The 23,390-nt window shown below is 50.5% G+C and carries 24 protein-coding genes; 9 read left to right on the forward strand and 15 right to left on the reverse strand.

The window, feature by feature from the left end:
• Nucleotides 1–3: 3 nt before the first annotated feature.
• On the reverse strand, nt 4–378 hold the full coding sequence (gene yobA, locus G434_RS19910) for a CopC domain-containing protein YobA (protein WP_000204705.1): 375 nt from the start codon (nt 376–378) through the stop codon (nt 4–6).
• A gap of 138 nt (nt 379–516) precedes the next feature.
• On the opposite strand from yobA, the gene holE reads away from it, so the two are divergent.
• From holE to exoX, 3 genes are all read left to right on the forward strand, one after another.
• Nucleotides 517–747 carry a DNA polymerase III subunit theta gene (gene holE, locus G434_RS19905; RefSeq protein WP_000916763.1) on the forward strand — a complete coding sequence of 77 codons (231 nt, stop codon included), beginning with the start codon at nt 517–519 and terminating at the stop codon, nt 745–747.
• Between the two features lie 101 nt (nt 748–848).
• A complete protein-coding gene (yobB, locus tag G434_RS19900) occupies nt 849–1,505 on the forward strand; it encodes a carbon-nitrogen hydrolase family protein YobB (protein WP_000011651.1) in 657 nt (218 codons plus the stop codon).
• Between the two features lie 23 nt (nt 1,506–1,528).
• Nucleotides 1,529–2,191, forward strand: coding sequence for an exodeoxyribonuclease X (exoX, locus tag G434_RS19895; RefSeq protein ID WP_016239019.1), 663 nt, complete (start codon nt 1,529–1,531; stop codon nt 2,189–2,191).
• On the opposite strand, the gene ptrB is transcribed toward exoX, so the two are convergent.
• A complete protein-coding gene (ptrB, locus tag G434_RS19890; protein WP_000936971.1) occupies nt 2,188–4,248 on the reverse strand; it encodes an oligopeptidase B in 2,061 nt (686 codons plus the stop codon). The two genes, exoX and ptrB, sit on opposite strands and share 4 nt — an antisense overlap.
• A gap of 156 nt (nt 4,249–4,404) precedes the next feature.
• Nucleotides 4,405–4,830: an IS200/IS605-like element ISEc46 family transposase gene (gene tnpA / locus G434_RS19885; RefSeq protein WP_000064873.1), complete on the reverse strand. Its 426-nt coding sequence runs from the start codon at nt 4,828–4,830 to the stop codon at nt 4,405–4,407.
• A gap of 56 nt (nt 4,831–4,886) precedes the next feature.
• Here tnpA and G434_RS19880 point away from each other — a divergent pair, with 56 nt between their 5' ends.
• A complete protein-coding gene (locus tag G434_RS19880) occupies nt 4,887–6,056 on the forward strand; it encodes an RNA-guided endonuclease InsQ/TnpB family protein (protein WP_000942660.1) in 1,170 nt (389 codons plus the stop codon).
• A 163-nt stretch (nt 6,057–6,219) separates the two neighbouring features.
• Here G434_RS19880 and G434_RS19875 read toward each other — a convergent pair whose 3' ends face one another.
• From G434_RS19875 to yebG, 3 genes are all read right to left on the reverse strand, one after another.
• Nucleotides 6,220–6,879, reverse strand: coding sequence for a tellurite resistance TerB family protein (locus tag G434_RS19875; protein WP_000024735.1), 660 nt, complete (start codon nt 6,877–6,879; stop codon nt 6,220–6,222).
• A 326-nt stretch (nt 6,880–7,205) separates the two neighbouring features.
• Nucleotides 7,206–7,562, reverse strand: coding sequence for a protein YebF (gene yebF / locus G434_RS19865; protein WP_001295500.1), 357 nt, complete (start codon nt 7,560–7,562; stop codon nt 7,206–7,208).
• 66 nt (nt 7,563–7,628) lie between these two features.
• On the reverse strand, nt 7,629–7,919 hold the full coding sequence (yebG, locus tag G434_RS19860) for a DNA damage-inducible protein YebG (RefSeq protein WP_000257738.1): 291 nt from the start codon (nt 7,917–7,919) through the stop codon (nt 7,629–7,631).
• A gap of 133 nt (nt 7,920–8,052) precedes the next feature.
• On the opposite strand from yebG, the gene purT reads away from it, so the two are divergent.
• Nucleotides 8,053–9,231 (forward strand): formate-dependent phosphoribosylglycinamide formyltransferase, encoded by a 1,179-nt coding sequence (gene purT / locus G434_RS19855; protein ID WP_000173461.1) that lies wholly within the window; start codon nt 8,053–8,055, stop codon nt 9,229–9,231.
• A gap of 54 nt (nt 9,232–9,285) precedes the next feature.
• On the opposite strand, the gene kdgA is transcribed toward purT, so the two are convergent.
• The 3 genes from kdgA to zwf all read right to left on the reverse strand — a co-directional run bounded on the left by kdgA (nt 9,286) and on the right by zwf (nt 13,485).
• Nucleotides 9,286–9,927 carry a bifunctional 4-hydroxy-2-oxoglutarate aldolase/2-dehydro-3-deoxy-phosphogluconate aldolase gene (kdgA, locus tag G434_RS19850; protein ID WP_000800512.1) on the reverse strand — a complete coding sequence of 214 codons (642 nt, stop codon included), beginning with the start codon at nt 9,925–9,927 and terminating at the stop codon, nt 9,286–9,288.
• A gap of 36 nt (nt 9,928–9,963) precedes the next feature.
• Nucleotides 9,964–11,775 (reverse strand): phosphogluconate dehydratase, encoded by a 1,812-nt coding sequence (gene edd, locus G434_RS19845; protein WP_001069467.1) that lies wholly within the window; start codon nt 11,773–11,775, stop codon nt 9,964–9,966.
• A 234-nt stretch (nt 11,776–12,009) separates the two neighbouring features.
• On the reverse strand, nt 12,010–13,485 hold the full coding sequence (gene zwf / locus G434_RS19840) for a glucose-6-phosphate dehydrogenase (protein ID WP_000301727.1): 1,476 nt from the start codon (nt 13,483–13,485) through the stop codon (nt 12,010–12,012).
• 337 nt (nt 13,486–13,822) lie between these two features.
• On the opposite strand from zwf, the gene hexR reads away from it, so the two are divergent.
• Both hexR and pyk read left to right on the forward strand, forming a co-directional pair.
• The gene (hexR, locus tag G434_RS19830) at nt 13,823–14,692 is read left to right on the forward strand and encodes a DNA-binding transcriptional regulator HexR (protein WP_001056694.1); all 870 of its coding nucleotides are present in this window, start codon (nt 13,823–13,825) and stop codon (nt 14,690–14,692) included.
• 127 nt (nt 14,693–14,819) lie between these two features.
• Nucleotides 14,820–16,262, forward strand: coding sequence for a pyruvate kinase (pyk, locus tag G434_RS19825; protein WP_000091148.1), 1,443 nt, complete (start codon nt 14,820–14,822; stop codon nt 16,260–16,262).
• A gap of 131 nt (nt 16,263–16,393) precedes the next feature.
• Here pyk and lpxM read toward each other — a convergent pair whose 3' ends face one another.
• From lpxM to znuA, 3 genes are all read right to left on the reverse strand, one after another.
• On the reverse strand, nt 16,394–17,365 hold the full coding sequence (gene lpxM / locus G434_RS19820; RefSeq protein ID WP_000448381.1) for a lauroyl-Kdo(2)-lipid IV(A) myristoyltransferase: 972 nt from the start codon (nt 17,363–17,365) through the stop codon (nt 16,394–16,396).
• 119 nt (nt 17,366–17,484) lie between these two features.
• The gene (gene mepM, locus G434_RS19815; RefSeq protein ID WP_001184045.1) at nt 17,485–18,807 is read right to left on the reverse strand and encodes a murein DD-endopeptidase MepM; all 1,323 of its coding nucleotides are present in this window, start codon (nt 18,805–18,807) and stop codon (nt 17,485–17,487) included.
• A gap of 15 nt (nt 18,808–18,822) precedes the next feature.
• Nucleotides 18,823–19,755: a zinc ABC transporter substrate-binding protein ZnuA gene (znuA, locus tag G434_RS19810; RefSeq protein WP_001376899.1), complete on the reverse strand. Its 933-nt coding sequence runs from the start codon at nt 19,753–19,755 to the stop codon at nt 18,823–18,825.
• Nucleotides 19,756–19,833: 78 nt separating this feature from the next.
• On the opposite strand from znuA, the gene znuC reads away from it, so the two are divergent.
• Both znuC and znuB read left to right on the forward strand, forming a co-directional pair.
• The gene (znuC, locus tag G434_RS19805) at nt 19,834–20,589 is read left to right on the forward strand and encodes a zinc ABC transporter ATP-binding protein ZnuC (protein WP_000202988.1); all 756 of its coding nucleotides are present in this window, start codon (nt 19,834–19,836) and stop codon (nt 20,587–20,589) included.
• Nucleotides 20,586–21,371, forward strand: a complete 786-nt coding sequence (gene znuB / locus G434_RS19800) for a zinc ABC transporter permease subunit ZnuB (RefSeq protein WP_000571478.1) — start codon at nt 20,586–20,588, stop codon at nt 21,369–21,371. Before znuC ends, znuB begins: the two co-directional genes overlap by 4 nt.
• Before the next feature lie 151 nt (nt 21,372–21,522).
• On the opposite strand, the gene ruvB is transcribed toward znuB, so the two are convergent.
• The 3 genes from ruvB to yobI form a co-directional block, all read right to left on the reverse strand.
• On the reverse strand, nt 21,523–22,533 hold the full coding sequence (gene ruvB / locus G434_RS19795; protein ID WP_000568522.1) for a Holliday junction branch migration DNA helicase RuvB: 1,011 nt from the start codon (nt 22,531–22,533) through the stop codon (nt 21,523–21,525).
• A gap of 8 nt (nt 22,534–22,541) precedes the next feature.
• Nucleotides 22,542–23,153 carry a Holliday junction branch migration protein RuvA gene (gene ruvA, locus G434_RS19790; RefSeq protein ID WP_000580323.1) on the reverse strand — a complete coding sequence of 204 codons (612 nt, stop codon included), beginning with the start codon at nt 23,151–23,153 and terminating at the stop codon, nt 22,542–22,544.
• 138 nt (nt 23,154–23,291) lie between these two features.
• Nucleotides 23,292–23,357, reverse strand: coding sequence for a stress response small protein YobI (gene yobI, locus G434_RS28935; RefSeq protein ID WP_072123646.1), 66 nt, complete (start codon nt 23,355–23,357; stop codon nt 23,292–23,294).
• Nucleotides 23,358–23,390: the final 33 nt, after the last annotated feature.

The raw sequence follows: 23,390 nt of genomic DNA on the forward strand, positions 1-23,390 counted from the left end.
GATTTATTTCACGCTAAAGGTGTAGTGTCCTTTCGTTTTATGCCCGTCCACCGAAACAACATGCCAGTCAACGGTGTAGGTTCCGGGTTTCAGCGAATCGGCCAGTGGAACAATCAGTTGCTTTTGGTCCTGCTCATTCCGCTTCGCCGGTAATGTTTTAATATTTTCGTTTTTTGGCCCCGTGATTTTTGCACCACTGAATCCTGTTTCAACGCCTTCCGAGAAGTTTAAAGTAATTGCCTGCGGGGCAGCTGTCACTTGCGCGTTTGCCGCAGGATACTGATGCGTTAAATGCGCATGTGCCCAGACGGAAGGTGTCACCAACGAAGTGGTCAGGATTGCCAGCGCGTAGCGAAGGGTGCGTGCAGTTGAAGTCATATTATCTATTCCTTTTTGTAATAACTTTTTTACAGAGCATAACCTTGTCTAATGTCTGAGTCGAGGATCATCAATTCCGGCTTGCCATCCAGGCTCACTCTTAGTAACTTTTGCCCGCGAATGATGAGGAGATTAAGAATGCTGAAGAATCTGGCTAAACTGGATCAAACAGAAATGGATAAAGTGAATGTCGATTTGGCGGCGGCCGGGGTGGCATTTAAAGAACGCTACAATATGCCGGTGATCGCTGAAGCGGTTGAACGTGAACAGCCTGAACATTTGCGCAGCTGGTTTCGCGAGCGGCTTATCGCCCACCGTTTGGCTTCGGTCAATCTGTCACGTTTACCTTACGAGCCCAAACTTAAATAAAACTTATACAGAGTTACACTTTCTTACATAACGCCTGCTAAATTATGAGTATTTTCTAAACCGCACCCATAATTTGCAGTCATTTTGAAAAGGAAGTCATTATGTCGTTCTGGAAAGTTGCAGCAGCGCAATATGAGCCTCGTAAGACCTCACTGACCGAACAGGTAGCTCATCATCTGGAGTTTGTGAGGGCCGCCGCCAGGCAACAATGTCAGCTGTTAGTTTTTCCATCGCTTTCTTTACTGGGGTGTGATTATTCGCGACGTGCCCTTCCTGCCCCACCCGATCTCTCGCTGTTAGACCCGCTTTGTTATGCTGCAACGACCTGGCGAATGACCATCATTGCCGGCCTTCCCGTTGAATATAACGATCGCTTTATTCGTGGAATTGCGGTGTTCGCACCGTGGCGAAAAACACCAGGGATCTACCATCAGAGTCATGGTGCATGTCTGGGCCGTCGTTCCAGAACCATCACGGTGGTCGATGAACAACCGGAAGGTATGGATATGGACCCGACCTGTTCACTGTTTACGACAGGGCAATGTCTGGGAGAACCCGACCTGCTGGCGTCGGCCCGTCGCTTACAATTTTTTTCACATCAGTACTCGATTGCTGTGCTGATGGCAAATGCCCGTGGTAACAGTGCACTATGGGATGAACATGGTCGTCTCATCGTTCGCGCCGATCGTGGTTCATTATTGTTAGTCGGTCAGCGTTCATCACAGGGTTGGCAAGGCGATATCATTCCATTACGCTAGGCTTTTTCGGCCTGGAGCATGCCATGTTGCGCATTATCGATACAGAAACCTGCGGTTTGCAGGGAGGGATCGTTGAGATTGCCTCTGTTGATGTCATTGACGGAAAAATCGTCAACCCCATGAGCCACCTGGTGCGCCCCGATCGTCCTATTAGTCCACAGGCGATGGCGATTCATCGCATCACCGAAGCCATGGTCGCCGATAAACCGTGGATTGAAGATGTGATCCCGCACTATTACGGTAGTGAATGGTATGTCGCGCACAACGCCAGCTTTGACCGCCGCGTACTGCCTGAGATGCCCGGTGAGTGGATTTGCACTATGAAACTGGCCCGTCGTTTGTGGCTAGGGATCAAGTACAGCAATATGGCGTTATATAAAACACGGAAGCTCAATGTACAGACGCCGCCGGGCCTGCATCATCACCGCGCGTTGTATGACTGTTATATCACCGCCGCGTTGCTTATCGATATTATGAACACCTCCGGCTGGACGGCAGAACAGATGGCCGATATCACCGGACGTCCGTCGTTGATGACGACCTTCACCTTTGGCAAATACCGTGGCAAAGCGGTTTCCGACGTTGCCGAACGCGATCCGGGCTATCTGCGCTGGTTATTTAATAACCTGGACAGCATGAGCCCGGAGCTGCGTTTAACACTGAAACATTATCTGGAAAATACTTAATCCTCAGGGGTAGCGGGTAATGTTCCCTGCGCCAGCGCGACCAGAAAAGCATATTCCATCGCTACGCCTTCGTACGATTTAAAGCGGCCAGATTTACCGCCATGGCCTGAGTCCATGTCGGTACAGAGCAATAAAAGATGGTTATCGGTTTTCAGCTCGCGCAATTTAGCCACCCATTTTGCCGGTTCCCAATATTGCACCTGAGAATCGTGTAAACCGGTCGTTACCAGTAAATGCGGATAAGCCTGTGCGGTGACGTTGTCATACGGGCTGTAGCTTTTCATGTACTCGTAATATTGCGGATCCTGCGGATTCCCCCACTCTTCAAACTCACCAGTGGTAAGAGGAATTGATTCATCAAGCATCGTTGTTACAACATCAACAAACGGTACCTGGGCGATAACGCCATGGAATAATTCCGGGCGTTGATTAATTGCAACACCCATCAACATGCCCCCCGCACTCCCGCCCATCGCATAACAAAGCGAAGGAGAGCCATAGCCCAGCTTTAACAATGCATCGCAGGCATCAAGATAATCATTAAACGTATTTTTCTTCTTCAGAAACTTACCGTCTTCGTACCATTGTTGCCCCAGTTCACCGCCGCCGCGAACATGGACAATGGCGTAGACAAAGCCACGATCCAACAAACTCAAGCGGCTAAAACTGAAATCGGCATCAATACTTGCGCCGTAAGAACCGTAGCCATACACCAGTAGCGGGTTGTGTCCTTTGCGAAAATGTTTGCGATGGTAGACCAGCGAAACCGGAACTTCGACGCCATCACGGGCGACTATCCACAGGTGTTCACTGCGGTAATTCGCCGCATCAAAACCAGGAACTTCCGTTTGTTTTAATACACGACGCTCACCGGTATCCATATCCAGTTCAAACAGAGTGTCTGGTGTGGTCATGGAAGAATAACCATAACGCAATCGCGCGGTTTCAGGTTCTGGATTGTAGGCAATCCAGGTCACATAGGCCGGATCATCAAAGGCAATGCCAATGACTTCCCGGGTCTTGCGGTTGATTTGGCGCAAACTGGTTAACCCGCGCTGACGCTCTTCAACCACCAGCCAGTCGGTAAACAGCGTAAACCCTTCCAGCATAATGTTATCGCGTGGCGGAATTAACTCTTCCCACTGTTGCTCATCACGCATACGGGTACGGTATAAGCCAAAGTTTTTGCCGTGGCGGTTGGAACGCAAATAAAACCGATGCTGGTAGTGATCAAGGCTGTATTCGTGATCTTTGCGGCGCGGCAGAAAAACAAACGGCTCGGCATCGGCCATTTCCGCGTCCAGCAGGCGAACTTCACTGGTGGTGGCGCTGGCCAGATGAATGACTACATAATGTTTCGAGGTCGTTTTATGCAGGCTGACGTAATAGGTATCGTCTTTTTCTTCGTAGATCAGTTTATCTTGCGATGCTGGCGTACCGATGGCGTGACGCCAGACCTGATAAGGCAGCAGCGTAACTGGATGCTTGCGTACATAGTAGAAAGTCCAGGAGTCATTTGCCCAGACAAAGCTGGGTTCAACGTTATCCAGCAGTTCCGGGTACCAGTTACCTGTTTCCAGATTACGAAAACGAATGCCGTACTGGCGTCGGGAAAGAAAATCTTCTGCCAGCGCCATAATGGTGTTATCGGGCGTAATCGCCATTCCGCCCATCGAATAAAACTCACTATGAGCTGCGCGCTTGTTGGCATCGAGCAATGTTTCCCACTCATCCCACTCTTCGCTGAATGCCGATTGACGCTGGTAGACAGCATATTCACAGCCTGGTTCATAAATATGCCGATAGCGGTAGCCATTTTTGATGTAGGGAGCAGAAACTTCTCTTTGCGGAATGCGGTCGATGATTTCCTTTAAGATGCGATCCTGCAAGGCTTGTTGCGAGGCCATCACCCGATGACCGTAACTATTTTCTTGCTGCAGGTAGTCCAGGACTTCCGGCTGAGAACGCGTATCGTCCCGCAGCCAGTAGTAATTATCGATGCGCGTATCGCCATGAAGCGTCATGGCGTGGGGAATGCGGGCGGCTTTTGGTAGCATGTTATTGTTCTTTCTGGTTGAAACATCTTATAAGGGTGGCAAAACTCACCGGAGATGCAAGCGAAACAGGGTAGTCATTGCTTAGCGAAAAACGCCGTAAACCCTCGCCCAATGCGGGCGGGGATATAAGGCGAAAAGCCCGCAGGGCTTTAAAGATCAATCAGGTGTTGACTGACTCTGAACGTAGGCTCTGAGCGTTTCAATCGTTGCCTCTCCGGTGCTACAGACAAAGTACGATCTCGACCACAAAAGCCCCGTTTTACTCTGCATACGTAAATGCGCGTTCTGCTGGCGTAGCAAACGTGATGATACCGATTTTAAATTATTGACCATCACACTGACCGCCAGTTTTGGCGGGTAGGCAACCAGCAGGTGTACATGGTCTGGCTCCCCGTCCATCTCAATAATTTCGCATTCAAGCTTTGCCGCAGCGGAGCCAAAAGCCTCACGCAACTGAGCGATCATCTGACTGTCGAATAGTTTGCGTCGATACTTTGTCGTAAAAATAAGGTGCACAACCAGCTTACTGACACTGTGTCGTTTGCGGAGAAATCCCGCCAGTAAATCATCATGATTACTCAATTGATATATTTACCTAAAGTGTTAAAATAAAAGCATTATATCAATGAGCGCTGATTATGTTAAGAGCAACAAAAGTACGCATCTACCCGACACCAGAACAGGCTGAATTTATCAACGCCCAGTTCGGTGCAGTGCGTTTTGCGTACAACAAAGCTCTGCATATCAAGAAACATTCTTACCAGCGGCACCGCGTAAATTTAAACCCGCGTAAAGACCTCAAACCACTGCTTGCAGTGGCGAAGAAATCCCGCCGGTATGGATGGCTTAAAGAATATGATTCTATTGCGTTGCAGCAGGCGGTAATTAACCTCGACGTGGCTTTTTCTAACTTTTTCAATCCGAAACTGAAAGCAGGTAAACCTACCTTTAAAAGTAAACACGGCAGACAATCGAGCTATCATTGTGTTGGCATAAAAGTCCTTGATGGTGCGATAAAAATACCGAAAATCTTGCCGATTGAAGCGCGTTTACATCGTGAAATTACGGGAATGCTGAAAAGTATCACGTTGAGCCGCAGCGCAACCGGGAAATACTACGCGTCGTTACTTTGTGACGACGGGATGGAAGCGCCGGCAAAGCCTGCACTGATATCAAATGTGACAGGGCTGGATATGGGGCTGGCGCATTTTGTCATCAAATCGGACGGCAATAAAATTGCCAGTCCCCGCCACCTAATCAATGCAAGTCGCAACCTTCGCCGGAAGCAGAAAGCACTGTCCCGTAAGAAAAAAGGGAACGCAAACAGGCGCAAAGCCAGAATACAACTTGCAGCCGTTCACGAACGGGTAGCCAGTGCCCGTGCCGATTTCCAGCACAAGTTATCTCGCGCAATTGTTGACGAAAACCAAGCGGTAATTGTCGAGACATTGAAAACGGCAAATATGATGAAAAATCACCATCTGGCTCGTGCGATAGGCGATGCTGGATGGTCTGGATTCATCACAAAACTGGAATACAAAGCAACAGAGAAAGGTGTGCATCTGGTGAAACTGGATCAATGGTTCGCCAGTTCGAAAACCTGCCACTGCTGCGGTCACAAAATGTCGGAGATGCCATTACATAAGCGCATCTGGCAGTGTCCAGAGTGTGGAGTTGAACATGACCGCGATATCAACGCGGCGCTCAACATCAAACGCAAGGGCATACTGGAATTACAAGCGGCGGGACTCGTCGTTTCTGCCCATGGAGGCCAGCATAAATCCGTCACACAGACGGTTGCGGCTTAAGAAGTGGGAAGCCTCGCCCGACAGGGCGGGGAGCAGTCACATGATGACAGGTAATGGCGCGGATATCGAATGTTATGCAGACAGAGAAAATCAGCCTGTTCAAATGGCTGTGCGGTTCTGGATAGCCCGAAATAGTCAACTTCAGGCTATCCTGAGAGCGGAATTATTCCGCCAAAGTGCGTTTTTGTTGTTCGAGATCGCGTTCAATGCCTTCACGAACGTCCTGGGGGATTTTCAGCGCGTCACCCAGTGCATTCAGGTAACTGCGTTCCATAAAATGGTCAATATCAATAGCCGCGCAGCTCAGGAAATAGATTTCCAGCGCCTCTTCTTCATTGCGGACCCCGGTAGCCAGGCGTTGTGGATCCAGCGGTTGTTCGATTGCCTGCTCAATGAGTACACGCCCCTGCTCTTCCACGCCGGCTTCACGCAATTGCTGGTCGATTGCCGCACGTTCTCTGGCATCAATATGACCATCACTTTTAGCGGCAAAGACCAGCGCAAGGATCAAACGTTCCGTACGCTCATCCAGCGGCGTACTTTGCGCGCCAAACTGCGGTTCGTCCTGATGCGCCGCGCGAATTTTATCTTTGTATTTATTCCACAGCACCGTACCCGCGACCGCTCCGCCGCCAACCAGTAACGCGTTGGTGCCATATTTCGTAAGAAGTTTACGTGCTGATTTATTTGCGACCAGCAGCCCAGCCAGTCCGCCTAATGCGCCTGGCACTAAAAGTTTGCCCAATCCCTGATCCGCAGACGAGGAGGCAGAAGAACTGCTTTGCCCAAGCAAGGATTGCAGCTGATTTAACCAGTTAGCCATATTTGCTCCTCAATAACCATTTTTAGTGCCTGTAGCATAGCGGATGAGGATGTCAGAAAATGTATATCGAGACAAAAGATGCGCAAATAAGCGGGCCGGCAGGCCGTTATTCAAAGAAATTCGCGCCAGGTAAGGTATTCACTGTATATCAGGTGATAAGGGTATTTTAGGTGAAAGTAATTTGACGTTTTGAGTGGCATTGTTTGATGCTGATTGCCCGATGCGACGCTGTTGCGTCTTCTCAGGCCTACGATTGTGGTGCGTTGTGGGGCGGACAAGGCATTCGCGCCGCATCCGCCGACGGTCAATCGAATTATCAGAGGCCATTAACGCCGCTGATATTCCGCCATTCCCGCTTTGCAGTCCACGCTGACCTGGTAATGAATATCGGCACTTTTACCACGTACGGTTAGCGGTACTGACCATTTATCATCTTTACCCTGAATGTCCTGCAAACTGACCCATGCCACAGGATCGGCCTGACCGACAATTTTTTGATCATCTGCCCAGCGCGCCACGCGATTTTGTTGATAATCACGTTTTACGCTCGCGGCAATTCCGGCAGCATCCAGACCTTCACACTTTGGGAAAGTGACCGACTTGCTGGTTTCATTATTGGCAGCGAAAACTGATGCGCAAGCAGAAACCAACAACAGCCCTAAAAACGCCCCTCTTTTTTTCATGTTTTTCTCCATAGCACAATGATTCAGGAGAAAGCATGGTACAAATTGTCAGGAGCGCAAGTTGCTTCAGGCCGCGTGTGAGGCATCTTCCTCTTCGGATTCAGCACCGACGACCTGTGGGGACGGTAATTTGCCGGTTTTCAGAATGGTGCTCAGCACATCTTTTTGTTCTGCCAGCCATAGCGAAAGGGCTTCACGTTGCTCGTCTTCCATTTGCACTGGAGAATTTGTCAGCCAGGTGTCAAGCAGATCCGCCGTATCAAGCATTTTGTCATAAGCATCGGCTTCCTTTTTGCTGGTAAACGACATTTTCTCTTCGCCCTCACGAATGACTACGTATTTAACTTCAACCGCCATTTGCAGCCTCTCATAATAACTGTGATTTTATACAGTATATTTCTTTTCGGTTGGGAAATCAACATCAGCAATAAAGACACGCGCAAACGTTTTCGTTTATACTGCGCGCGGAATTAATCAGGGGATATTCGTTATGACGTTATTAGGCACTGCGCTGCGTCCGGCAGCAACTCGCGTGATGTTATTAGGCTCCGGTGAACTGGGTAAAGAAGTGGCAATCGAGTGTCAGCGTCTCGGCGTAGAAGTGATTGCCGTTGATCGCTATGCCGACGCACCAGCCATGCATGTCGCGCATCGCTCCCATGTCATTAATATGCTTGATGGTGATGCATTACGCCGTGTGGTTGAACTGGAAAAACCACATTATATCGTGCCGGAGATCGAAGCTATTGCCACCGATATGCTGATCCAACTTGAAGAGGAAGGACTGAATGTTGTCCCCTGCGCGCGCGCAACGAAATTAACGATGAATCGCGAGGGTATCCGTCGCCTGGCGGCAGAAGAGCTGCAGCTGCCCACTTCCACTTATCGTTTTGCCGATAACGAAAACCTTTTCCGCAAGGCGGTTGCTGACATCGGCTATCCCTGCATTGTTAAACCGGTGATGAGTTCCTCCGGCAAGGGGCAGACGTTTATTCGTTCTGCAGAGCAACTTGCTCATGCATGGGAGTACGCTCAGCAAGGCGGTCGCGCCGGAGCGGGCCGCGTAATTGTTGAAGGCGTCGTTAAGTTTGACTTCGAAATTACCCTGCTAACCGTCAGCGCGGTGGATGGCGTCCATTTCTGTGCACCAGTAGGTCATCGCCAGGAAGATGGCGACTACCGTGAATCCTGGCAACCACAGCAAATGAGCCAGCTTGCCCTTGAACGTGCGCAAGAGATTGCCCGTAAAGTGGTGCTGGCACTGGGCGGTTATGGTCTGTTTGGTGTCGAGCTGTTTGTCTGTGGTGATGAGGTGATTTTCAGTGAGGTCTCCCCTCGTCCACATGATACCGGGATGGTGACGTTAATTTCTCAGGATCTCTCAGAGTTTGCCCTGCATGTACGTGCCTTCCTCGGACTTCCGGTTGGCGGGATCCGTCAGTATGGTCCTGCAGCTTCTGCCGTTATCCTGCCACAACTGACCAGTCAGAATGTCACGTTTGATAATGTGCAGAATGCCGTAGGCGCAGGCCTACAGATTCGTTTATTTGGTAAGCCGGAAATTGATGGCAGCCGTCGTCTGGGGGTGGCACTGGCTACTGCAGAGAGTGTTGATGAAGCGATTGAGCGCGCAAAGCACGCCGCAGCACAGATAAAAGTACAAGCTTAACCCCGGCGAAAAACGCTACAAAAATGCCCGATCCTCGATCGGGCATTTTGACTTTTACAGCTTAGCGCCTTCTACAGCTTCACGCGCCAGCTTAGTAATGCGGTCGTAATCGCCCGCTTCCAGCGCATCTGCCGGAACCAGCCAGGAACCACCGATGCACAGCACGCTTTTCAGCGCCAGGTAGTCACGGTAGTTAGCCGGAGAAATACCACCCGTCGGGCAGAAACGGACCTGGGAGAACGGACCCGCGATCGCCTGCAGGGCTTTCACACCGCCGTTAGCTTCAGCCGGGAAGAATTTGAACTCTTTCAAACCGTAGTCCATACCCAGCATCAGTTCGGAAACAGTGCTGATCCCCGGAATCAGAGGAATAGTCCCTTCGGTAGCAGCCTTCAGCAGCGGCTCGGTCAGACCCGGGCTAATTGCGAACTGTGCACCCGCTTCGGTGACTTCTGCCAGCTGCTGTGGATTCAGCACCGTACCGGCACCCACAATCGCTTCAGGCACTTCTTTGGCGATAGCACGGATAGCGTCAACTGCACACTCGGTACGCAGAGTCACTTCCAGAACGCGCACCCCACCAGCAACCAACGCTTTTGCCATCGGCACCGCGTGTTCCAGTTTTTTTACCACGATAACCGGTACAACCGGGCCGGTGGTCAGGATTGATTCTGCACTTGTTTTCCAGTTTTTCATCAGAGTTTTCTCTCGCCTGATTACAAATTTGTCGTCTTAAAAAGTGATACAGGTTGCGCCCTGTTCGGCACCGGACAGTTTTTCACGCAAGGCGCTGAATAATTCACGTCCTGTTCCCACGCGTGACGCGCTCAGGTCAGGAATGTGTGGTTCGCGAGCAGCCAGTTCCGCTTCGTCTACCAGCAGCGTCAGTTCGCCTGTCTGTCCATTCACACGAATGATGTCCCCGTCGCGCACTTTTGCCAGCAGCCCGCCATCGTAGGCTTCTGGTGTTACGTGGATAGCTGACGGCACTTTACCTGAAGCGCCGGAGAGTCGTCCATCAGTAACTAACGCAATTTTGAAACACCGGTCCAATAATACACCAAGTGGCGGCATGAGTTTATGTAATTCTGGCATTCCGTTCGCTTTTGGCCCCTGATGACGGACAACAACGACACAATCGCGGTCCAGCAAACCCGCTTCAAAGGCCGGCATAACGTCATGCTGGCTTTCAAAAACAACCGCTGGCGCTTCAATCACCTGGTTCTCTACCGGCACGGCAGAGGTTTTCATAACCGCACGGCCCAGGTTACCGCTTAACACTTTTGTCCCACCATGATGAGAGAAAGGTTGTTCGAAGGAAGCGATCACATTGCTGTCGAGTGATTTTTCCGCCCCTTCCCGCCAGTCCAGTTCACCATTATTCAGCCATGGTTCAAGGGTATAACGAGACAGACCAAAGCCTGCCACCGTATTGACATCTTCATGCAGCAGGCCTGCTTTGAGCAGTTCACGCACCAGAACCGGTACGCCACCTGCCGCCTGGAAGTGGTTAATATCGGCCGGACCGTTCGGGTAGAGACGTGCCATCAGCGGTACAACATCAGAAAGGTCAGAAAAGTCATCCCAGTTAATCTGAATACCGGCCGCGCGTGCCATCGCCACCAGGTGCATGGTGTGGTTAGTGGAACCACCGGTCGCCAGCAGTGCAACGATACCGTTCACCACCACTTTCTCATCTATCATCTTACCGATCGGCATCCATTCATTACCATTACCGGTCATGCGTGTAACCTGGCGCGCAGCGGCTGCGGTCAAAGCATCGCGCAGCGGAGAATCCGGATGAACAAAAGAAGAGCCTGGCAACTGCATCCCCATAAACTCCACCACCATCTGGTTGGTGTTGGCAGTACCGTAGAAAGTACATGTTCCCGGCGCATGATAAGACGCGGCTTCTGACTCCAGTAATGCCATGCGGTCCACTTTACCTTCGGCATAAAGCTGGCGAATACGCACTTTTTCTTTATTTGGCAAACCGCTTGCCATCGGTCCAGACGGCACAAACACCGCAGGCAAATGCCCAAACGACAGGGCTGCCATCGTCAGACCCGGGACAATCTTGTCGCACACACCGAGGAACAGAGCACCATCAAACATGTTATGGGACAGCCCCACCGCCGCAGACATCGCAATCACTTCGCGGCTTAACAGCGACAATTCCATTCCATCCTGCCCCTGGGTGACACCATCACACATCGCCGGAACACCGCCTGCAACCTGACCAACCGCATTTGCTTCATGCAGGGCTTTACGAATGATTTCTGGATAGTGTTCATAAGGCTGGTGCGCGGAGAGCATGTCGTTATAGGAGGTGATGATGGCGATATTGTTACGCAACATGCTTTTCAAAGAGGCTTTGTCTTCTGGCTGGCAGGCAGCGAAACCGTGTGCCAGGTTACCGCATGCCAACTGCGAACGATGAACGGTCGAAGTTTTCGCTTGTTCTATCCGGGCGAGATAAGCAGAGCGAGTCTCGCGCGAACGTTCAATGATTCGATTTGTTACGCGTAACAATTGTGGGTTCATAAAGGCTCCTGAAATTGAGTTGTCAGAGCAGGATGATTCACAACGCGTTTCATTCAGAGGATTTATGACTGAAACGCCTGTAACCGGAGCTCATAGGGCAAAAACGTTTCAGTCAGTGTAATAAAAAAAGCCTCGTGGGTGAATCCGCACGAGGCCTGAAAGTGTAAAAATTGTTCTACAATCTGTGCAAGATCATGTTACCGGTAAAATAACCATAAAGGATGAGCGCAGATATTACTCAAACTCATTCCAGGAACGACCATCACGGGTAATCATCGCCACTGAGGCAACAGGTCCCCAGGTTCCGGCCTGATACGGTTTCGGCGCATCATTGTCCATCGCCCACGCCTCAGTAATGGAGTCTACCCATTTCCAGGCTTCTTCCACTTCATCGCGACGTACGAACAGTGCCTGAATACCACGCATGGTTTCCAGCAGCAGACGTTCATAGGCATCTGCCAGATGCGTTTGATTAAAGGTTTCTGAATAGCTCAGATCCAGCTTGGTGATTTGCAGGTTATGTTTATGGTCAAGGCCAGGAACTTTATTCAGTACCTGGATATCCACGCCTTCATCAGGTTGCAGACGGATAGTCAGTTTATTCTGCGGCAGATCCTGCCACGACTCTTTAAACAGATTCAGTTCAGGTGTTTTGAAATAGACCACGACTTCAGAACATTTGGTCGGCAGACGTTTACCAGTACGCAGGTAGAATGGCACACCGGCCCAGCGCCAGTTATCAATGTCGACGCGGATCGCCACGAAGGTTTCTGTATTGCTGCTCTTGTTCGCGCCCTCTTCTTCCAGATATCCCGGCACTTTTTTGCCCTGGGCGAAGCCCGCAGTATATTGCCCGCGTACGGTTTTTTCGCGCACGTTGGAGCGGTCAATGCGGCGCAGAGACTTCAGTACTTTCACTTTTTCATCGCGGATGCTGTCTGCACTCAGGTCAGACGGCGGAGACATCGCAATCATGCAAAGAATTTGCAGCAGGTGGTTCTGGATCATGTCGCGCATCTGACCGGCTTTATCAAAATAGCCCCAGCGCCCTTCGATCCCCACTTCTTCTGCCACGGTAATCTCAACATGATCAATGGTGCGATTGTCCCAGTTATTCACAAACAGGGAGTTAGCAAAACGCAGCGCCAACAGGTTCAGCACCGTTTCTTTACCAAGATAGTGGTCGATACGGTAAACCTGGCACTCCTCGAAGTATTCGCCAACCTGATCATTGATTTCCTGCGAGGTCGCCAGCGACGTCCCCAGCGGTTTCTCCATGACTACGCGTGCCGGTTTAGCATTCAGTTTTGCCTCACCAAGCCCTTTGCAAATTGCGCCAAAAGTGCTGGGCGGCATAGCAAAGTAGTTAATGGTGATACGATTTTTTTGATCCAGCATCGCGCCGAGACGGCTGAATGCAGCAGTGTCATTGACATCGAGATTACAAAAATCCAGACGTGCACTCAGGGTGTCCCATAAACCTTCATCAATGGTTTCTTTCATGAAAGTTTCGAGCGCCTCGCGGACAACTTTGGTATAAGCCGCTTTATCCCAGTCAGCACGCCCTACGCCGATAATCCGGGTGTCCGGGTTGAGCTGACCGGCTTTTTCCAGTTGATACAGGGAAGGCAGCAATTTACGACGCGCAAGGTCGCCTTTCGCGCCGAAAATGACCAGGTCACAGGCCTGGGCTGTTTGCGTTACCGCCATGTCATTCTCCTTAAGTTAACTATCCCGGTACTTAAGCCAGGGTATACTTGTAATTTTCTTACGGTGCACTGTACTGCTTTTACGAGCTTGCGAAAACTGTAAACGCTTATCCACCCGTGCGATTACGGTAAAAGCGCGCAAAGTGCGGCAAAACTGATAAAAAAATCATCGTTTTCCATTGGGTAAAAATCTGACACTGATCATGTTATGAAAAAAAATAACAACTTTTTTATCTGCTTTTGTCATTAACACAGCACACAGGCGTAATATCTGACAAAACTGCATTTCGATTTCTTTCAGTGCGGAAATCGTCATTACCCGTGAGTCTCTTTACATCATGAATATGCTGGAAAAAATCCAGTCTCAGCTGGAACATTTGAGCAAATCAGAGCGCAAAGTTGCCGAGGTCATTCTGGCTTCGCCCGATAACGCGATCCATTCGAGTATTGCTGCTCTGGCGCTGGAAGCCAATGTTAGCGAACCGACGGTGAATCGTTTCTGTCGCAGCATGGACACGCGCGGTTTTCCTGATTTTAAACTTCATCTGGCACAAAGTCTGGCGAATGGCACTCCCTATGTTAATCGCAACGTCAATGAAGATGACAGCGTTGAATCATACACGGGGAAAATATTTGAGTCCGCAATGGCAACGCTCGATCATGTCCGTCATTCACTGGATAAATCTGCCATCAACCGCGCCGTCGACTTGCTCACTCAGGCAAAAAAAATCGCCTTTTTCGGATTAGGCTCTTCAGCCGCCGTTGCCCACGATGCGATGAATAAGTTCTTTCGTTTTAATGTTCCGGTGGTGTACTCCGATGATATTGTGCTGCAACGCATGAGTTGTATGAATTGTAGCGACGGAGACGTGGTGGTGCTGATTTCTCACACGGGAAGAACAAAAAATCTGGTCGAGCTGGCGCAGCTGGCACGCGAAAACGACGCCATGGTGATTGCCCTCACCTCTGCAGGTACCCCGCTCGCCCGGGAAGCCACGCTAGCAATTACCCTCGACGTACCGGAAGATACTGACATTTATATGCCCATGGTTTCTCGACTTGCACAGCTGACCGTGATAGATGTGCTGGCGACAGGATTTACTTTGCGACGCGGTGCAAAATTCAGAGATAACTTGAAGCGGGTCAAGGAAGCGCTGAAGGAATCGCGTTTTGATAAGCAGTTACTTAATTTAAGTGACGATCGCTAAAAACGACTGTCACTGTCCTAATCTTATACGACATCCGAATGAGATTAATTTATAGCCATCGCGGCGTTATTTCATTCGGATTTCATGTTCAAGCAACACCTGGTTGTTTCAGTCAACGGAGTATTACATGTCCAGAAGGCTTCGCAGAACAAAAATCGTTACCACGTTAGGCCCAGCAACAGATCGCGATAATAATCTTGAAAAAGTTATCGCAGCGGGTGCCAACGTTGTACGTATGAACTTTTCTCACGGCTCGCCTGAAGATCACAAAATGCGCGCGGATAAAGTTCGTGAAATTGCCGCAAAACTGGGGCGTCATGTGGCTATTCTGGGTGACCTCCAGGGGCCCAAAATCCGTGTATCCACCTTTAAAGAAGGCAAAGTTTTCCTCAATATCGGGGATAAATTCCTGCTCGACGCCAACCTGGGTAAAGGTGAAGGCGACAAAGAAAAAGTCGGTATCGACTACAAAGGCCTGCCTGCTGACGTTGTGCCTGGTGACATCCTGCTGCTGGACGATGGTCGCGTTCAGTTAAAAGTACTGGAAGTTCAGGGCATGAAAGTTTTCACCGAAGTGACCGTCGGTGGTCCCCTCTCCAACAATAAAGGTATCAACAAACTTGGCGGCGGTTTGTCGGCTGAAGCGCTGACCGAAAAAGACAAAGCAGACATTAAGACTGCGGCGTTAATTGGCGTAGATTACCTGGCTGTCTCCTTCCCACGCTGCGGCGAAGATCTGAACTATGCCCGTCGGCTGGCACGCGATGCAGGATGTGATGCGAAAATTGTTGCCAAGGTTGAACGTGCGGAAGCCGTATGCAGCCAGGATGCAATGGATGACATCATCCTCGCCTCTGACGTGGTAATGGTTGCACGCGGCGACCTTGGTGTGGAAATTGGCGATCCGGAACTGGTCGGCATTCAGAAAGCGTTGATCCGTCGTGCGCGTCAGCTTAACCGCGCAGTAATCACGGCGACCCAGATGATGGAGTCAATGATTACTAACCCGATGCCGACGCGTGCAGAAGTCATGGACGTAGCAAACGCCGTTCTGGATGGTACTGACGCTGTGATGCTTTCTGCAGAAACTGCTGCTGGTCAGTATCCTTCAGAAACTGTTGCAGCCATGGCGCGCGTTTGCCTGGGTGCGGAAAAAATCCCGAGCATCAACGTTTCTAAACACCGTCTGGACGTGCAGTTCGACAATGTGGAAGAAGCTATTGCCATGTCAGCAATGTACGCGGCTAACCACCTGAAAGGCGTTACGGCGATCATCACCATGACCGAATCGGGTCGTACGGCGCTGATGACCTCCCGTATCAGCTCTGGTCTGCCAATTTTCGCCATGTCACGCCATGAACGTACGCTGAACCTGACTGCTCTCTATCGCGGCGTTACGCCGGTGCACTTTGATAGCGCTAATGACGGCGTAGCAGCTGCCAGCGAAGCGGTTAATCTGCTGCGCGATAAAGGTTACTTGATGTCTGGTGACCTGGTGATTGTCACCCAGGGCGACGTGATGAGTACCGTGGGTTCTACTAATACCACGCGTATTTTAACGGTAGAGTAAGTACGTTGCCGGATGCGGCGAAAACGCCTCATCCGGCCTACAGTTCAATGATAGTTCAACAGATTTCGAATCTTCTGAAGCAAACTTGAACTTATCACACGGCGGAAGCCTCTCCTCGCGAGAGGCTTTTTTTATTTGATGGGATAAAGATCTTTGCGCTTGTACGGTTGGATTTCGCCCGGTTTGCGAGTTTTCAGCAATTTTAATATCCAGGTGTATTGTTCTGGTCGCGGACCAACAAAAATCTCGACTTCTTCATTCATCCGCCGCGCAATCGTATGGTCATCCGCCTCTAACAGATCATCCATCGGTGGGCGCACCTGAATCGTCAGGCGATGCGTCTTGCCATCATAAATCGGAAACAGCGGTACAACGCGCGCACGACACACTTTCATCAAACGACCAATCGCGGGCAACGTCGCTTTATAGGTGGCAAAGAAATCAACAAATTCGCTGTGCTCTGGGCCATGATCCTGATCGGGTAAATAATATCCCCAGTAGCCCTGACGTACCGACTGGATGAATGGTTTAATACCATCATTTCTCGCATGCAGACGACCGCCAAAACGACGACGCACCGTGTTCCAGACATAATCAAAAACCGGGTTGCCCTGATTATGGAACATCGCTGCCATTTTCTGCCCTTGCGAGGCCATCAGCATGGCAGGAATATCGACGGCCCAACCGTGCGGCACCAGAAAGATCACTTTCTCGTTATTACGCCGCATCTCTTCGATGATCTCCAGCCCTTGCCAGTCAACGCGCGGCTGAATTTTCTCCGGCCCGCGTATTGCCAACTCAGCCATCATTGCCATCGCTTGCGGCGCAGTGGCAAACATCTCATCAACAATCGCTTCGCGTTCAGCTTCACTACGTTCTGGAAAGCAGAGCGACAGATTGATTAACGCACGACGGCGTGAGCTTTTTCCCAGGCGTCCGGCAAAACGTCCCAGCCGTGCCAGAATGGGATCACGGAACTTTGGCGGCGTTAAAGCGATACCCGCCATCGCTGCTACGCCCAGCCATGCTCCCCAGTAGCGCGGGTGGCGAAAGGATTTATCAAACTCAGGAATGTATTCGCTATTATTTTTTTTCGTTTCCATGCTTTTCCAGTTTCGGATAAGGCAAAAATCAATCTGGTGATAGTGTAGCGGCGCAACTTGCCCCGCACCAAATAAAAAAAGCCGGTACTGACTGCGTACCGGCTGCGAATGGATGTTAATTAATCAAACCGTAGCTGCGGCACAATCTCTTTGGCCTGCGCCAGGAATTCGCGACGATCGGAGCCGGTCAGCCCTTCGGTACGCGGCAGTTTTGCCGTCAGCGGGTTTACGGCCTGCTGGTTTATCCATACTTCATAGTGCAGATGCGGCCCGGTTGAACGTCCGGTATTACCGGAAAGCGCGATACGGTCGCCACGTTTCACCTTCTGTCCCGGTTTCACCAGAATCTTGCGCAAGTGCATATAACGCGTGGTGTAGCTGCGACCATGACGAATAGCCACATAATAACCTGCTGCGCCACTGCGTTTGGCAACCACCACTTCACCGTCACCCACTGAAAGCACCGGCGTACCCTGTGGCATGGCGAAATCAACACCTCTGTGTGGCGCAACACGACCAGTCACCGGATTAGTACGACGCGGGTTAAAGTTAGATGAGATACGGAACTGTTTCGCCGTCGGGAATCGCAAGAATCCTTTCGCCAGACCAGTACCGTTACGATCGTAGAATTTGCCATCTTCAGCGCGGATTGCGTAATAATCTTTACCTTCTGAACGCAAACGTACGCCCAGCAGCTGGCTTTGCTCACGTTTACCATCAAGCATTTCTCGTGACATTAACACCGCAAATTCATCGCCTTTTTTCAGTTTGCGGAAATCCATTTGCCACTGCATGGCTTTAATCACTGCGCTCACTTCGGCGCTGGTTAAACCGGCGTTTCTGGCGCTGGCAACAAAGCTTCCCCCGACGGTACCTTTCAGCAGATTGTTGACCCACTCTCCTTGCTGCATTTCGCTGGTCATTTTAAAACCGTTAGCGGCAGTACGGTCATAGGTTCGGGTTTCACGACGAGACACTTCCCAGGTGAGGCGCTGCAGTTCGCCGTCCGCGGTTAATGTCCAGGAGAGTTGTTGACCGATTTTCAGGTTACGCAATTCTTTGTCGGCAGCAGCCAGTTGGGTGATATCACCCATATCAATACCATACTGATTGAGAATGCTGCTTAGCGTATCGCCAGTGGAAACAACATATTCATGCACGCCCGCTTCACCGGCGATTTTGTCATCCAGTTCATCCTGGGGAATGGCTTCATCTTCTTGTGCAGCTTGATCAATCGGCTCACTGGCTTCAGGTAAGAGCGAACGAATTTCGTTCTGTTCCAGCTCAATGGTTTTGACAATTGGCGTGGCATCGCGGTGATAAACATAGGGCCGCCAGACAGCGACGGCCAGAGTAAGAACGGTGAGCGACCCCAACATAACGCGGTGTGGTCGCGGTAAATTATTAAACGCCAGGGCGACAGAGCGGGCTATCTGTTGCACGTAATCACTTCCTCATTAATCTCCTTTCAGGCAGCTCGCATACTGGTTGGCTAATTGACTCAGGAATTCTGAATAGCTTGTTTTACCCAGTTTGATATTCGTCCCCAGGGGATCCAACGTTCCCATACGAACGGATGTCCCTCGTGCGACGCTCTCAACGACCGCTGGCCTGAACTGTGGCTCAGCAAAAACGCAGGTTGCTTTTTGCTCAACCAACTGTGTTCTTATTTCATGTAAACGCTGCGCGCCAGGTTGAATCTCAGGGTTAACGGTAAAATGACCAAGCGGTGTCAGTCCGAACTGTTTTTCGAAATAGCCGTAAGCATCGTGAAAAACGAAATAACCTTTCCCCTTGAGCGGCGCGAGCTCGTTACCAACCTGCTTTTCGGTTGAGGCTAATTGTGCCTCAAAATCCTTCAGGTTGGCGTCAAGTTTGGCTCGACTTTGCGGCATAAGTTCCACTAATTTTCCATGGATTGCAACCGCTGTAGCCCGCGCTATCTCTGGGGAAAGCCAAAGATGCATGTTGAAATCGCCGTGATGGTGATCTTCGTCACTTTTTTCCGCGTGGTCGTGATCATCATCATCGCCGTGAATACTTTTCATCAGCAGCGGTTTCACATTCTCTAGCTGCGCAATCGTTACCTGTTTCGCTTCAGGTAATTTACTTACCGGTTTTTGCATGAACGCTTCCATCTCCGGGCCAACCCAAACGACTAAGTCCGCGTTCTGTAAGCGTTTTACATCTGATGGACGCAGTGAATAATCATGTTCTGAAGCGCCGTCAGGTAGTAAAACCTCCGTTTCTGTTACCCCATCAGCAATGGCAGAAGCGATGAACCCAACGGGTTTAAGCGAAGCGACAACGGCAGCATCTGCGGCCTGTGTTGCACCGCCCCAGAGAGCGGCGGATAATGCTGCGAAAAGAAGCGTTTTTTTATGTAACATAATGCGACCAATCATCGTAATGAATATGAGAAGTGTGATATTATAACATTTCATGACTACTGCAAGACTAAAATTAACATGACAAGTCTGGTTTCCCTGGAAAATGTCTCGGTTTCTTTTGGCCAACGCCGCGTCCTCTCTGATGTGTCGCTGGAACTTAAACCTGGAAAAATTTTGACTTTACTTGGGCCAAATGGCGCAGGTAAGTCGACACTGGTACGGGTAGTGCTCGGGCTGGTAACACCCGATGAAGGGGTTATCAAGCGCAACGGAAAACTGCGCATCGGCTATGTACCGCAGAAGCTGTATCTCGACACCACGTTGCCACTGACCGTAAACCGTTTTTTACGCTTACGCCCTGACACACATAAAGAAGATATTTTGCCTGCACTGAAACGTGTCCAGGCCGGGCATCTGATTAACGCACCGATGCAAAAGCTCTCGGGTGGCGAAACACAGCGTGTATTGTTAGCGCGAGCATTGTTAAATCGACCGCAATTATTAGTGCTGGATGAACCCACTCAAGGCGTTGATGTGAATGGTCAGGTGGCGTTATATGACCTTATTGACCAGTTGCGTCGCGAACTGGGTTGTGGCGTTTTAATGGTCTCTCACGACCTGCATCTGGTAATGGCAAAAACCGATGAAGTGCTTTGCCTGAATCACCACATTTGTTGTTCCGGTACACCGGAAGTTGTTTCCCTGCATCCGGAGTTTATTTCTATGTTTGGTCCTCGTGGTGCTGAACAACTGGGTATCTATCGCCATCATCATAATCATCGTCACGATTTACAGGGACGAATTGTTTTGCGTCGGGGAAATGATCGCTCATGATTGAATTATTATTTCCCGGTTGGTTAGCCGGGATCATGCTCGCCTGTGCCGCGGGTCCGCTGGGTTCGTTTGTGGTCTGGCGTCGTATGTCTTATTTCGGTGATACGCTGGCTCATGCCTCATTACTTGGCGTCGCGTTTGGTTTGTTGCTGGACGTGAATCCATTCTATGCGGTAATTGCCGTTACGCTGCTGCTGGCGGGCGGTCTGGTATGGCTGGAGAAGCGCCCACAGCTGGCGATCGACACATTATTAGGGATTATGGCGCACAGTGCCCTGTCGCTGGGCCTGGTGGTCGTGAGTCTGATGTCTAACATTCGTGTTGATTTGATGGCTTACCTGTTCGGTGATTTGCTGGCAGTGACGCCAGAAGATCTCATCTCTATTGCAATTGGCGTGGTCATCGTGGTGGCGATTTTGTTCTGGCAATGGCGCAATTTGCTGTCGATGACGATTAGCCCGGATCTGGCGTTTGTTGATGGTGTGAAATTACAGCGCGTGAAATTGTTGTTGATGCTGGTGACGGCATTGACGATTGGTGTAGCGATGAAATTTGTCGGCGCGTTGATTATTACTTCGTTGCTGATTATTCCTGCAGCTACAGCGCGTCGCTTTGCCCGCACGCCGGAACAGATGGCCGGTGTCGCTGTTTTGGTGGGAATGGTGGCAGTAACTGGCGGTTTAACCTTTTCCGCATTTTACGATACGCCGGCGGGTCCGTCGGTAGTGCTATGTGCGGCACTGTTATTTATTATCAGTATGATGAAAAAGCAGGCCAGCTAATCTGTCGCTGAACACATTTGTCGGATGCGGCGCGAGCGCCTTATCCGACCCACTGTTCGCTATCTCTGGTAGGCCTGATAAGACGCGAATGAACGGCGGCGCATCAGGCAACACTGCCAGTGTCGGATGCGCCGCGAGCGACCGATCCGACTTACGGCATTTCTGGCGGCGTGATGCCGAAGTGGTTCCACGCCCGCACTGTCGCCATACGCCCGCGCGGTGTACGCTGCAAAAAGCCTTGCTGAATCAAATAAGGTTCCAGCACATCCTCAATGGTTTCACGTTCTTCGCCAATGGCAGCCGCCAGGTTATCCAGGCCTACCGGCCCACCAAAGAACTTATCGATTACCGCCAGCAACAATTTGCGGTCCATATAATCGAAACCTTCGGCATCGACATTCAGCATATCCAGCGCCTGAGCAGCGATATCAGCCGAGATGGTGCCATCGTGCTTCACTTCGGCGAAATCACGCACTCGACGCAGCAGACGGTTGGCAATACGTGGCGTACCGCGAGCGCGACGAGCAACTTCCAGCGCGCCGTCATCACTCATCTCAAGCCCCATAAAGCGTGCGCTGCGACTGACGATATATTGCAGATCCGGCACCTGATAAAACTCCAGACGCTGCACAATACCAAAACGATCGCGCAACGGTGATGTCAGCGAACCTGCGCGCGTGGTTGCACCAATCAGGGTAAACGGCGGCAAATCAATTTTAATGGAGCGTGCCGCCGGACCTTCACCAATCATGATATCCAGTTGGTAGTCTTCCATTGCCGGATACAACACCTCTTCCACCACTGGCGAAAGACGGTGGATCTCATCAATAAACAGCACGTCATGCGGTTCAAGGTTAGTGAGCATCGCTGCCAGATCGCCGGCCTTTTCCAGCACCGGACCAGAAGTCGTGCGTAAATTAACGCCCATTTCATTGGCGACAATGTTGGCAAGCGTAGTTTTACCCAACCCCGGAGGACCAAAAATCAACAGATGATCGAGGGCATCGCCGCGCAGTTTCGCTGCTTTGATGAAAATCTCCATCTGTGAACGAACCTGCGGCTGACCAACATACTCTTCCAGTAATTTAGGGCGAATGGCGCGATCTGCCACATCTTCCGGCAAAGTGGTACCGGCAGAAATCAGACGGTCTGCTTCAATCATCCTTTACCTCATAACGCGGCGCGTAGGGCTTCGCGAATTAATGTTTCACTGCTGGCGTCAGGGCGAGCGATTTTGCTCACCATGCGGCTTGCTTCTTGTGGTTTATAGCCCAGCGCCACCAGCGCGGCAACCGCTTCCTGTTCAGCATCGTCGGTCGCCGGGCTGGCAGGTGATGTGAGTACCAGGTCGGCGGCTGGCGTAAAGAGATCGCCATGCAAACCTTTAAATCGGTCTTTCATTTCAACAATCAAGCGTTCGGCGGTTTTTTTGCCAATACCCGGCAGTTTCACTAGTGCCCCCACTTCTTCACGCTCAACGGCATTAACGAACTGCTGCGCTGACATTCCGGAGAGGATCGCCAGCGCCAACTTCGGGCCGACGCCGTTGGTTTTGATCAACTCTTTGAACAACGTGCGCTCTTGTTTATTGTTAAAACCGTACAGCAGTTGCGCGTCTTCACGCACCACAAAGTGGGTGAAAACGATCGCTTCCTGACCCGCTTCAGGGAGTTCATAAAAACAGGTCATCGGCATATGCACTTCATAGCCTACGCCGCCCACTTCAATTAACACCAGCGGGGGTTGTTTTTCAATGATGATGCCTCTGAGTCTGCCTATCACATGACGCTCCTGCGTAATGAATCAAAGATAATGCTGTATGATAAAAAAATGCTGGATAGATATCCAGCGAAGGATGAAGAAAACTTGCGAGGCGTCCCGATGATCTGAAAAATGGCGCAGTAGAATTTTTTCTACAGGTTATATTGGAAGCAAATATTTAAATATTACATATTCAGCGAAGAAATGCGTAATAAAAATACATATTGCGCCTCCTGAAAAAATAAATTTTTTATGCTA

This window comes from Escherichia sp. KTE172, assembly GCF_000408845.1.
GTDB classification, from domain to species: Bacteria; Pseudomonadota; Gammaproteobacteria; order Enterobacterales; family Enterobacteriaceae; genus Escherichia; species Escherichia coli.

Bases quoted from the DNA above. Each gene is read 5' to 3' on its own strand.
- G434_RS19875 (WP_000024735.1), bottom strand. From the start codon at position 6,879: ATGGCTAACTGGTTAAATCAGCTGCAATCCTTGCTTGGGCAAAGCAGT.
- ptrB (WP_000936971.1), bottom strand. From the start codon at position 4,248: ATGCTACCAAAAGCCGCCCGCATTCCCCACGCCATGACGCTTCATGGC.
- znuC (WP_000202988.1), top strand. From the start codon at position 19,834: ATGACAAGTCTGGTTTCCCTGGAAAATGTCTCGGTTTCTTTTGGCCAA.
- znuA (WP_001376899.1), bottom strand. From the start codon at position 19,755: ATGTTACATAAAAAAACGCTTCTTTTCGCAGCATTATCCGCCGCTCTC.
- ruvB (WP_000568522.1), bottom strand. From the start codon at position 22,533: ATGATTGAAGCAGACCGTCTGATTTCTGCCGGTACCACTTTGCCGGAA.
- kdgA (WP_000800512.1), bottom strand. From the start codon at position 9,927: ATGAAAAACTGGAAAACAAGTGCAGAATCAATCCTGACCACCGGCCCG.
- holE (WP_000916763.1), top strand. From the start codon at position 517: ATGCTGAAGAATCTGGCTAAACTGGATCAAACAGAAATGGATAAAGTG.
- yobA (WP_000204705.1), bottom strand. From the start codon at position 378: ATGACTTCAACTGCACGCACCCTTCGCTACGCGCTGGCAATCCTGACC.
- edd (WP_001069467.1), bottom strand. From the start codon at position 11,775: ATGAACCCACAATTGTTACGCGTAACAAATCGAATCATTGAACGTTCG.
- yebF (WP_001295500.1), bottom strand. From the start codon at position 7,562: ATGAAAAAAAGAGGGGCGTTTTTAGGGCTGTTGTTGGTTTCTGCTTGC.
- hexR (WP_001056694.1), top strand. From the start codon at position 13,823: ATGAATATGCTGGAAAAAATCCAGTCTCAGCTGGAACATTTGAGCAAA.
- znuB (WP_000571478.1), top strand. From the start codon at position 20,586: ATGATTGAATTATTATTTCCCGGTTGGTTAGCCGGGATCATGCTCGCC.
- exoX (WP_016239019.1), top strand. From the start codon at position 1,529: ATGTTGCGCATTATCGATACAGAAACCTGCGGTTTGCAGGGAGGGATC.
- yobB (WP_000011651.1), top strand. From the start codon at position 849: ATGTCGTTCTGGAAAGTTGCAGCAGCGCAATATGAGCCTCGTAAGACC.
- yebG (WP_000257738.1), bottom strand. From the start codon at position 7,919: ATGGCGGTTGAAGTTAAATACGTAGTCATTCGTGAGGGCGAAGAGAAA.
- pyk (WP_000091148.1), top strand. From the start codon at position 14,820: ATGTCCAGAAGGCTTCGCAGAACAAAAATCGTTACCACGTTAGGCCCA.
- G434_RS19880 (WP_000942660.1), top strand. From the start codon at position 4,887: ATGTTAAGAGCAACAAAAGTACGCATCTACCCGACACCAGAACAGGCT.
- lpxM (WP_000448381.1), bottom strand. From the start codon at position 17,365: ATGGAAACGAAAAAAAATAATAGCGAATACATTCCTGAGTTTGATAAA.
- zwf (WP_000301727.1), bottom strand. From the start codon at position 13,485: ATGGCGGTAACGCAAACAGCCCAGGCCTGTGACCTGGTCATTTTCGGC.
- purT (WP_000173461.1), top strand. From the start codon at position 8,053: ATGACGTTATTAGGCACTGCGCTGCGTCCGGCAGCAACTCGCGTGATG.